The sequence below is a fragment of the Endozoicomonas sp. ISHI1 genome (genome assembly GCF_024606225.1).
Classification (GTDB): Bacteria; Pseudomonadota; Gammaproteobacteria; order Pseudomonadales; family Endozoicomonadaceae; genus Endozoicomonas_A.
On record NZ_JAGRPU010000025.1, the window covers coordinates 75,416 to 85,816 of the forward strand.

Below are 10,401 nucleotides of genomic sequence, written 5' to 3' on the forward strand. Positions count from 1 at the left end.
GTCCCATATCGAGACCTTTAGGTACCATTTTGAGACCGTGAAATATGGATAGCACCACCGAATCGATATTCCAAAACGATATGATCGCCCGCCTGCAAGCCAAAGGCTGGCTGCTGGGCAGTGGTGACCAGTACGACCGGGAAACGGCGTTGTATACCAGCGATGTGCTGGATTTTGTGAAGAACACCCAGCCGAAGGAATGGCAGAAATTCTGCAAAAGCTTCCCGATGGATTCGGAACAGCATTTTATCAGCCATCTGGTCAACCAGTTAAAGAAAGCCGACGCTAATGCCATTGATAAGGAGCTTCGCAGCTTTGGCACACTGGGCGTATTGCGTCATGGTTTGAAGATTCGCAATGCCCGGTTCTCCCTGTGCCAGTTTATGCCGGAACATACCCTGAACCCGGATACGCTGGCCCGCTATAAAGAAAACCGTTGTCGTGTGGTGCCGGAGCTTGTTTATTCGCCTTATGTCAATCTTGTCCCCCCATCCCAACCTTCCCCCGAGGGGGAAGGCGTCGACGCACATCTGGCAGAAACCGGTAAAAAAGCCAAGGCATGGCGCATTGATCTGGTGTTGTTTATCAACGGTTTGCCCGTGGCAACGCTGGAGCTGAAATCGGAATTCAAACAGGCCATCGAAAACGCTAAACGACAATATCAAAAGACCCGTCTGCCCAAAGACCCGGAAACCGGCAAGCCGGAACCGTTGCTGACTTTTAAACGGGGTGCGCTGGTGCATTTCGCCGTGAGTCAGTACGAAGTGTATATGGCGACTAAACTGGCGGGCAGCGATACCTTCTTTCTGCCGTTTAACAAAGGCACGGCGGAAGGCGGTGCTGGCAATGATACACCAGAAGACAAGAATGAATACGCCACCGAATACCTGTGGAACGAGGTACTGCTGCCCGATAACCTGCTGAATATTATCGGTCGGTTTGTGCATTTGCAGATCGAAGAGAAGGAAGACTGGGAAGGCCGCAAGTCGAAAAAGGAAACCCTGATCTTTCCCCGTTATCACCAGTGGGATGTAGTCACCAAGCTGATTGCAGCGGCCAGGGCGGAAGGCACAGGCAACAAGTATCTGGTGCAGCACAGTGCCGGTTCCGGTAAATCCAACTCCATTGCCTGGACTGCCCACCAGCTTTCCACTCTTTATGATGACGAAGGCAATAAGCAGTTCCATTCGGTGATAGTCATTACCGACCGAACCGTGCTGGACGATCAGCTACAAGACACCATTTACCAGTTTGAACACGCCGACGGTGTAGTGGGGCGTATCAACAAAAAAGAAGGCGATGGCTCCAAGTCGGAGAAGCTGGCAGCGGCCCTGGAGAGTGCTCAACCGATTATTATTGTCACCATCCAAACCTTCCCTTATGTATTGGCGGCCATTGAGAACAGTACCAGACTGAAGGAACGCCGTTACGCCGTGATTGCCGACGAAGCTCATTCGTCACAAACCGGCTCCACCGCCCGCAAGCTGAAAGAAGTGTTGATGGTGGAGGGTGTCTCTTCTGATAAAGAGTATGGGGATGAGGACAAAGAACTGTCTTCAGAAGATATGCTGGACGCAACCATTGCCTCACGCCGGGGCAGCAGCAACCTGAATTACTATGCGTTCACTGCGACACCCAAGGCGAAAACTCTGGAGTTGTTTGGTCGCCTGCCCAAGCCCAATGAGCCTGCTTCCAAGAAGAACCTGCCCGAAGCCTTCCATGTGTACTCCATGCGCCAGGCCATTGAGGAAGGCTTTATTCTCGACGTGCTGAAAAACTACACCAACTACAAGGTGGCTTATCAGCTGGCCCAAAAAATAGAGGCCAAGGACGAAGAGGTAGACAGCAAAAAAGCCAAGGTGAAACTCAACCGCTGGGTGCGGCTCCATGAGTACAATATTTCCCAAAAAGTAAAAGTCATCATCGAGCACTACAAAGAGCATGTCATGGGCTTGCTGGGTGGTCAGGCCAAGGCGATGGTGGTCACCAGTTCCCGTAAGGAAGCAGTGCGTTATAAGTTGGCGTTTGATAAATATCTTTCAGAGCACAACAGTTCGATCGCCGTGATGATTGCCTTCTCCGGCGAGGTGGAATTTCACAAAGACGACCCGGACAGCGCTGCTCTGCTGGACCAAAAATTTACTGAAACCGCTATGAACCCTGCGCTAAAAGGCCGGGACATGCGTAAAGCCTTCGACACCGACGACTACCAGATTATGCTGGTCGCCAACAAATTCCAGACCGGCTTTGACCAACCCAAGCTCTGCGCCATGTATGTGGACAAACCTCTGGGGGGAGTTGAATGTGTGCAAACCCTGTCCCGCCTGAACCGTACTTACCCCGGGAAAGCCGAGTGCGGCACTTTTGTGTTGGATTTCGTCAATGAGCCGGAAGAGATTCTGGACGCGTTTCAGCCGTATTACCAAATCGCTGAACTGGCGGATGTGACAGACCCGGATAAGGTATTCGACCTTTACGAAAAGCTCCGTGCCAGCGGCATTTTCACCTGGAACGAAGTCGAACAGTTCTGCGAGGCTTTTCTTTCCAAGAGCAAAAGCAATGCAGCGGTGAGCAATATCTGCAAGCCCGCTGTGGATCGCTGGCAGAAACGGTACAGTTCCGCCGTAGAGGCTTATGTTTGTGCCAAGGAGATGTTTGAACGCACCAAGAAGACCAAAGATGCCGTGTTAATCGCTAATGCTGAAAACAGCTTCAAAGAGTGCAAGCTGGAAAAAGATCGGCTGGAAATCTTCAAGAAGGATTTAGGCACCTTCACCCGTTTCTACGAGTTTATGTCCCAGATTGTGGACTACGACGACAAGGATCTGGAAAAACTCAGCCTCTTCGCCCGCTACCTGCGCCCATTGCTCCGTGAAAAAATCATCGAGGAAGATGACATCGACCTGGATAACGTGGTGATGAGCCATTACCGGTTGTCCAGGATTCGACAGCAGGCCATTTCTTTAAAAGAGAGGGAACTGAAGGAAGACGCTGAGGGCTATAAACTGGAACCCTCCAGCGATGTTGGTTCAGCCAAACCCAAGAACAAGAAAGAAGAGTTCTTATCCCAGATTGTGGCACGGCTGAATGAGATGTTTATTACCGACAACCTCACCGATGCGGATCTGATCAGTTATGCCTTCACCGTTCGGGACAAACTGGCCGAAAACGAAACCGTGATGAAGCAGATTGAGAACAATACCGCTGAACAAGCACTGCTCGGTGACTTCCCACAAGCCATTGATGACGCTGTAATGGACAGCAACGAAGCCCAACAGGAAATGATGTTGCAGTATCTTTCCAACCCTGAATTGGCTCGGGGCTTTGCCAGGGTTGTGTTTGATATGTTGAAGGGGTGAGTGAGTGCCCTGCACTGGGCTTCATTGCTGAAGTGCAGGGTAAGATTTCCATATTTGTTCTGACTCAAAGGACTTCAGCACCAGGAATAAATCCACCAGCTAGCGCGATCTGTGTTTTGATAGATTCTTCTGGACTGTTAGCCGCGCCAACCCACTTTCTGATTTTCTCGATATCTGAAAATAAATCCTTCCAATGTATTTTTCGTATGATGATATCCCGTTCATCTGCCATCTGAGGAGAATCACTATATTGATAATCTCTGGCCAGCTTAATCCATAGGTGATATTCCATTGACTCATTCATAAATAACTTGAGATGGGTTATTGGCCAGTAGTCGGGTTTTGAATTGATTTTGGATTGTGGATCAATACTTACTTCCGGATGAACATATCTCCCAAGATAAGGCACATGACCCAACTTTTCGTATCTGCTGTATTGAGTGGATACCTCGCTGGCCTTGTGAAGATTGATATCTCGAACCTTTTCAGTCTGATGGGTGTCATCCATTATTACACGCCCAGTAAGAACAATCTGTTTCATCTGATGAGTTTTCACATCAAAAGGAAAACCAAACTTGAACTCAGGCATATGGTATTTTAATAGCCACAGCCAATAAAAGGTGTTCCGAAACTCTTCTTTATGAATATCCCTTCCTTTAGGAAAAGAAAATAATTTCCTCTCGCTATCAATAAAACCTTTCAGCAGATCATTTTCTAGCTCAGAAGAAAAATCTGGTAAAGGTTCAGGCGGATCATCATAGCTTTTATGAGAATTACAAGCGGGGTTTTCAACACCATAAATATACGAACTTACTTTCTTCCCCCACTCTACAAAGCGATCATCGTTTAAAATACCATTGATCATCTTAATTTTCAGATCGCGCTTTTCTGAAGCGCTTACATTATCAACCAAGCAATAGAATAAACCACAAGCAATTTCCTGATAGTCCGACCTACTGAACGTCTTAGCTAAGCGACTTAAGTGCCTATCCAAACTGGATTGCTCATAGTTGCATATGAACTCATCGAGACTGTCATAAACCTCACCTTTGACATAAACACCTTTTCCAGGTCTTGGCATACCAAAATGTTCAATAATCATTTGCTTAGCGGATGGGGTAATAGAGTATCTACCATTTTTTGCTTCGCTAAGCCGAGTCTCTTCAATCCCCAACAACTTAGCTAACTGTTTCTGGTTCCCACCTGAACTTTTTACAGATTCCAGTGCATGATGAATAAACAGTTTCGACTCATACCTCGATACTTCAGTCATAGCTCAATGCCTCATATATCCTAGGTTAAAGAGCATAGAACAGATAGGGTTATATGTAATTACAAAAAAAGTGTAATTTATCCGTAAAAATTACAATCAAAGCTTGGAACCATTAATTCCATTGGGATTAAGGCCGAATAAAAACGTAATAACTCGTTAGGCTCCTGTTCAGTAGTTCCAACTGTTCAGGTGAATTCGACCTTACTGGCTTTTTATTGGGAACTGGGGGAGGACATTGTTCGTCGACAGTCCAAAGCTAATTGGGGCGACGGCTTCCTGAAACAGCTCAGTAAGGATTTAATGGCGGAATTTCCTGAAATCAAAGGGTTTTCTCGTCGAAATCTTGAGTTGATCAGACAATGGTATACGTTCTGGTCTGAAGATAGGTCAATTGCGCAACAGCCTGTTGCACAATTAACCCAAATACCTTGGGGGCATAATCAACTGATTATTAATAAATGCCAAAGTAAGCAGGAAGCCCTGTATTACGTGCAGAACACTATCAAATACGGTTGGAGCCGGAGTGTTCTGACTCACCAGATAGAAAGTAGCCTCTGGCAGCGTGAGGGGCAGGCCGTCAGTAACTTTAGTACCACCCTGCCAGCCATACAATCTGATCTGGCACAAGAGACCCTGAAAGACCCCTATGTGTTTGATTTCCTGAGCTTGACCCAAAACTACAACGAGCGTGAGTTTGAGCAGGGTTTGACCGAGCATATCACCCAGTTTTTGCTGGAATTAGGGGCTGGCTTTGCTTATATGGGCAAGCAGTATCATATACAGGTAGGACAACGGGATTTTTATATCGACCTGCTGTTTTACCATGCCCAGCTGCATTGTTATGTGGTGATTGAGCTAAAGACGGTTGATTTTGAACCAGAACACGCAGGCAAACTGAACTTTTACATCAGGGCCGTGGACGAACAGCTGCGTAAAGAGGGCGATGCGCCCACCATTGGCATCCTGCTATGCAAGAACAAAGACAAGCTGGTAGCAGAGTATTCCCTCAGCGATATGCAAAAGCCCATTGGCGTCTCGGAATACCAGCTCACTCAGTCACTGCCGGAAAATCTGCAATCGCAGTTGCCCAGTGTGGAAGAGATTGAACAGGGATTGAGAGGTGGGAGATGAGTTACAAACAGGCCGACAACTGAACATTTCAATGTCGGCCTGAGCAGACCACTCCCTTTAATGAAAATACCAACACAGTTATAGTCGATGGTATTTTCCGGTCGGGCTCTTATTTTGAAGCTTCAGATTTAGTTCCGTCAGCATGCCATTCGTAGACGACAAAGCTGAAGTCTTTCAGGTCTCCCTTGCCATCGAAGGCCAGGTTACCTGTTGGCGTACTGAAGGTATTTGAACGCAAAACTTCGGCTACTTCGTCCGGGTCTTCACTCTTGGTCAGCTCCATGCCTTCAGCCATAACCTGAACGGCAGAATAGGAAGGGAATACGAAAGGACCGGATGAATCTTCACCTTTTGCTCTGAAAGCAGCTACCAGTGTGGCATTGGCAGGATCCTGATCAAAACTCTTCGGCAATGTCACCAGCAGACCTTCTGAAGCAGGACCGGCAATGGCTGAAATATCTTTGTTGCCAACACCTTCAGGCCCCATGAATTTAGCCTTCAGACCCTTTTCCGCACTCTGACGCAGAATCAGACCTAGCTCAGGATGGTAGCCACCGTAGTAAACAAAATCGACATCTTCTTTCTTCAACTTGGCAATCAGTGCCGAAAAGTCTTTGTCTCCTGATGTGACACCTTCAAAGACAGCTACATCAATACCGGCTTTTTCAACCGTGTTCTTAACGGCTGTTGCAATGCCCTCACCGTACTGCTGCTTGTCATGAATGACCGCCATGCGCTTGGGCTTGATGCTTTCTACGATGTAGTTACCTGCAGTAGGTCCTTGCAGACTGTCGAGTCCAATGGTGCGGAATATCAATTCATACCCACGACTGGTGATATCCGGGCTGGTGGAGGCGGGGGTGATCATCAGGATGCCTTCATCTTCATAGATGTCGGTAGTAGGCTGGGTGGAAGAAGAACACAGGTGCCCCACTACAAAGCGGATATCGTCATTAACGATCTTGTTGGCAACCGCTACAGCCTGTTTGGGATCACAGGCATCGTCATAGACCACCGCTTCCAGCTGCTTGCCATTGACGCCCCCCTGTTTATTGATCTGCTCGACAGCCATCTTTGCACCACTGAACTGCATATCACCATACTGGGCTACAGGACCTGTGACCGGGCCAGCCAAAGCGATTTTTATAGTGTCGGCGGCCTGAGCCAAGCCGGAAGCGCCTGCTACGGCGGCAGATACCGCCAGAGCGGCCAGAGTTTTGTTCATTTTTCTTATCATGCTGTTGTTCTCTTGGAAAGGACCTAATTCCATTTTCTGATTATTTAAATCCTTCTTTCTCTCGAAAAGTTATATTAAGGATTTTTTTCAGTCATAGCAGCTTTTTTTTCCAAACTTTTTTCTTCGACTTAAGTCTAAATATCTACCAACGTCGTAAGGCGGCAGAACTATTACAGACCTAGAGTGTAAATATCCAGCAAGGGAATGCTCATAACAAGATGTAGGGAGAAGCAGTATGGATACAAAACAACACAATACTCAGGATCATGAACTGAACACCGGCGAACTGATTATACTGTCACTTTCTTTGGGCAGCGTCCTGGCTTCACTTCACTTTTTTTTGAATTCCATTTTCTAACAGCTACGAGTCAAGAAAACATTATTTATCAGTGCCTGTGATGAATAACTTTTCATGCTGAGATGTCAGGAAAAATGGCCGGGTTTGCACCCGGCTCGCGTTACTCAGCGCTTGATGGTCTTAACCCCTTCAGCAGTACCCAGCAGTAGCACGTCAGCGGGTCTCGCCGCAAACAAACCGTTGGTCACGACTCCCACAATCTGGTTGATTTTTTCTTCCAGACCTATGGCGTCAGTAATCTTCAGATTCCATACATCCAGAATAATATTGCCGTTATCCGTCATAACCCCTTCCCGGTAAGCGGGGTCACCGCCCAGCTTAACCAACTCTCGGGCAACATGGCTGCGAGCCATAGGAATAACCTCAACAGGTAGCGGAAATTCGCCCAGCACGTCTACCAGCTTGCTCTCGTCTGCAATACAGATAAACTCTTTCGCCACTGCAGCCACAATTTTTTCCCTTGTCAGGGCCGCTCCTCCGCCTTTGATCAGATGCAGGTGATCACTGGACTCATCGGCCCCGTCAATATAAAAGCGCAGTTCACCGATACTGTTCAGGTCATAAACTGGAATGCCGTGCTGTTTCAAACGATCGGCAGAAGCCTCTGAACTGGCTACGCAACCATCAAAACTGTTTCGGTGCTCTGCCAGAGCATCAATAAAGAAATTGGCCGTGGACCCCGTGCCAATACCGATGATCATATCATCTTCCAGATGAGGGAGAATCCGCTGCAATGCAGCCTCGGCAGTCGCCTTCTTCAGCTCGTCCTGGGTCATGTCTCTACCTTGCGGTCATATACAATGAAGCGGGGATTATACCCCCAGAAATACGCCCCCGCTGAACTAAATACCTTAAATTCCGTATAACCTTTTATTATCTGAACACGATTAAAGATTGTTTCTTGCGTACATGGCTGTTTAGAATCAGTCCAACCAAGATAAGTTATTAAGAAAGTGAAGTCCCATGCCTCATCAGTACATAAGAATGATACTCGAAGCCAAAGTTTATGATGTGGCGATTGAGACTCCTGTTCATGAGGCTCCTTTTCTCAGCAAGCGTTTGAATAATCAGGTTTTTCTGAAGCGTGAAGACCTGCAACCCGTATTCTCATTTAAAATCCGGGGCGCTTACAACAAGATGGCCCAGTTAACCGCCGAGGAAAAAGCCCGCGGGGTGACCTGTGCTTCTGCCGGTAATCATGCCCAGGGCGTGGCTATGGCAGCCAAAACCATGGGTATCGAAGCCGTTATCGTGATGCCCGGCACTACTCCTGAAATAAAGTACAAAGCTTGCGAAGCCAGAGGAGCCAAGGTCATCCTTCATGGCGATACCTTTGATCAGGCACTGGCTTACTCCATGAAACTCGTTGAGGAGCGGGGCTATACCTTCATTCATCCTTATGATGACCCATACACGATTGCCGGTCAGGGCACGATCGGCATGGAGATTCTCCGTCAGCATTCTGGACAGCTCGATGCGGTTTTTGTCCCTGTCGGTGGAGGCGGTTTGGCAGCGGGTATAGCGACCTATATCAAATATCTGCGTCCCGATATCAAGGTCATCGGCGTTGAGTATGAAGAATCTGCCTGCCTGAAAGCAGCTCTGGAAGCTGATGAGCGGGTAACATTGCCTCATGTGGGGATTTTTGCCGACGGTATTGCCGTAGCACAGATCGGTGAAGAAACCTTCAAGCTCTGTCGGCAATACATTGATAAAGTGATCACGGTCAGCTCTGATGAAATCTGCGCATCCATCAAGGATATCTTTGATGATACCCGCTCGGTTTGTGAGCCTGCCGGTGCAGCTAGTGTGGCTGGCCTCAAAAAGTATGTCAGTGAGACAGGTGCCAGTCATCAAAAACTGATGGCTATAGCCAGTGGCGCCAATATAAATTTTGATCGTCTGCGCTATGTTTCTGAACGTGCAGAATTGGGTGAGAAGCGCGAAGCGATCATCGCTGTCACCATCCCTGAGCAACCAGGCAGCTTCAAACAGTTCTGTGAAACCCTCGGTAAAAGGAACATCACCGAATTCAACTACCGCTTCCATGATCCCAAAAATGCCCGAATCTTTGTAGGTGTCCAAGTTCATCCTGATCAGATGCCTATCGATAATCTGATCGATGAATTGAAAGAGAAAGGTTATCCGGTAGAGAACCTTAGTGAAAACGAGATGGCCAAGTTGCATATCCGCCATATGGTGGGCGGCCACAGTAAAGCAGTGAAGGATGAGGTGGTTTATTGTTTTGAATTTCCGGAACGTCCGGGAGCCCTGCTCAACTTCCTGGATAAACTGGGTGCCCGATGGAACATCAGTATGTTCCATTACCGAAACCATGGTGCTGCCTATGGCCGCGTCGCCGTAGGTCTGGAAGTACCAGAAACAGAGAGACAGCACATAGCCAAATTTCTGGCTGACTTAGAATACAACTATTGCGAGGAGACGAATAATAAGGCTTATCAGGCGTTTCTTGGATAATTACTCCATGATACCCGAAACCCCGGACTTCTTGTCTGGGGCTTACCTACTGCACAAACAAAGCATGAACAAACAAAAACCCCGGTCGATCACTCAACTGGGGTTCTGCTTTATTCAATGCCTGGCGATGACCCACTCTCACATGGGGAAGCCCCACACTACCATCGGTGGGGGCCGCCCAGGTATGTGTCGTTTCACTGGCCTCAACGCAAAAACCCCAGCCGATCACTCAACTGGGGTTTTGCTTTATTCAATGCCTGGCGATGACCTACTCTCACATGGGGAAGCCCCACACTACCATCGGTGGGGGCCGCCCAGGTATGTGTCGTTTCACTTCCGAGCGCGACCACCAGGGATGGTGGAAGTGTCGTTTATGCAGGAGCAATCAACGACCCTGCGGCGATGAAAAGCGGATGGGATCGGGTGGTTCCAACACACAACAAAAACCCCAGCCGATCACTCAACTGGGGTTTTGCTTTATTCAATGCCTGGCGATGACCTACTCTCACATGGGGAAACCCCACACTACCATCGGCGATCTGTCGTTTCACTTCCGAGTTCGGGA

Annotated in this window: 7 protein-coding genes; 3 read left to right on the forward strand and 4 right to left on the reverse strand. The window is 48.1% G+C overall.

The features are described 5' to 3' along the window. Positions 1–44 precede the first annotated feature (44 nt). Complete coding sequence (locus KBW69_RS15825; protein WP_257281474.1) at positions 45–3,359, forward strand: type I restriction endonuclease subunit R; 3,315 nt, start codon at positions 45–47, stop codon at positions 3,357–3,359. Positions 3,360–3,423: 64 nt separating this feature from the next. On the opposite strand, the gene KBW69_RS15830 is transcribed toward KBW69_RS15825, so the two are convergent. Then, complete coding sequence (locus KBW69_RS15830) at positions 3,424–4,632, reverse strand: helix-turn-helix transcriptional regulator (protein ID WP_257255084.1); 1,209 nt, start codon at positions 4,630–4,632, stop codon at positions 3,424–3,426. Positions 4,633–4,821: 189 nt separating this feature from the next. Between KBW69_RS15830 and KBW69_RS23845 the strand changes: the two genes are divergently transcribed. After that, positions 4,822–5,763 (forward strand): PDDEXK nuclease domain-containing protein, encoded by a 942-nt coding sequence (locus tag KBW69_RS23845; protein WP_257274499.1) that lies wholly within the window; start codon positions 4,822–4,824, stop codon positions 5,761–5,763. A 109-nt stretch (positions 5,764–5,872) separates the two neighbouring features. Here the strand turns inward: KBW69_RS23845 and KBW69_RS15840 are convergent, their stop codons facing one another. Continuing rightward, positions 5,873–7,000, reverse strand: coding sequence for a branched-chain amino acid ABC transporter substrate-binding protein (locus tag KBW69_RS15840; protein ID WP_306670695.1), 1,128 nt, complete (start codon positions 6,998–7,000; stop codon positions 5,873–5,875). A gap of 462 nt (positions 7,001–7,462) precedes the next feature. Beyond that, entirely contained in the window at positions 7,463–8,134 is a 672-nt protein-coding gene (gene rpiA / locus KBW69_RS15845; protein WP_257255080.1) for a ribose-5-phosphate isomerase RpiA, read from the reverse strand. 187 nt (positions 8,135–8,321) lie between these two features. Between rpiA and ilvA the strand changes: the two genes are divergently transcribed. After that, positions 8,322–9,836 carry a threonine ammonia-lyase, biosynthetic gene (ilvA, locus tag KBW69_RS15850; RefSeq protein ID WP_257274498.1) on the forward strand — a complete coding sequence of 505 codons (1,515 nt, stop codon included), beginning with the start codon at positions 8,322–8,324 and terminating at the stop codon, positions 9,834–9,836. A 371-nt stretch (positions 9,837–10,207) separates the two neighbouring features. On the opposite strand, the gene KBW69_RS15855 is transcribed toward ilvA, so the two are convergent. Further along, positions 10,208–10,401: hypothetical protein (locus KBW69_RS15855; RefSeq protein ID WP_257281475.1), on the reverse strand; the 194-nt coding region annotated here is incomplete at its 5' end.

What these genes read in the sequence shown, in the direction of transcription:
- rpiA (WP_257255080.1), bottom strand. Translation starts at nt 8,134, where the DNA reads ATGACCCAGGACGAGCTGAAGAAGGCGACTGCCGAGGCTGCATTGCAG.
- KBW69_RS15840 (WP_306670695.1), bottom strand. Translation starts at nt 7,000, where the DNA reads ATGATAAGAAAAATGAACAAAACTCTGGCCGCTCTGGCGGTATCTGCC.
- KBW69_RS15830 (WP_257255084.1), bottom strand. Translation starts at nt 4,632, where the DNA reads ATGACTGAAGTATCGAGGTATGAGTCGAAACTGTTTATTCATCATGCA.
- KBW69_RS15825 (WP_257281474.1), top strand. Translation starts at nt 45, where the DNA reads ATGGATAGCACCACCGAATCGATATTCCAAAACGATATGATCGCCCGC.
- ilvA (WP_257274498.1), top strand. Translation starts at nt 8,322, where the DNA reads ATGCCTCATCAGTACATAAGAATGATACTCGAAGCCAAAGTTTATGAT.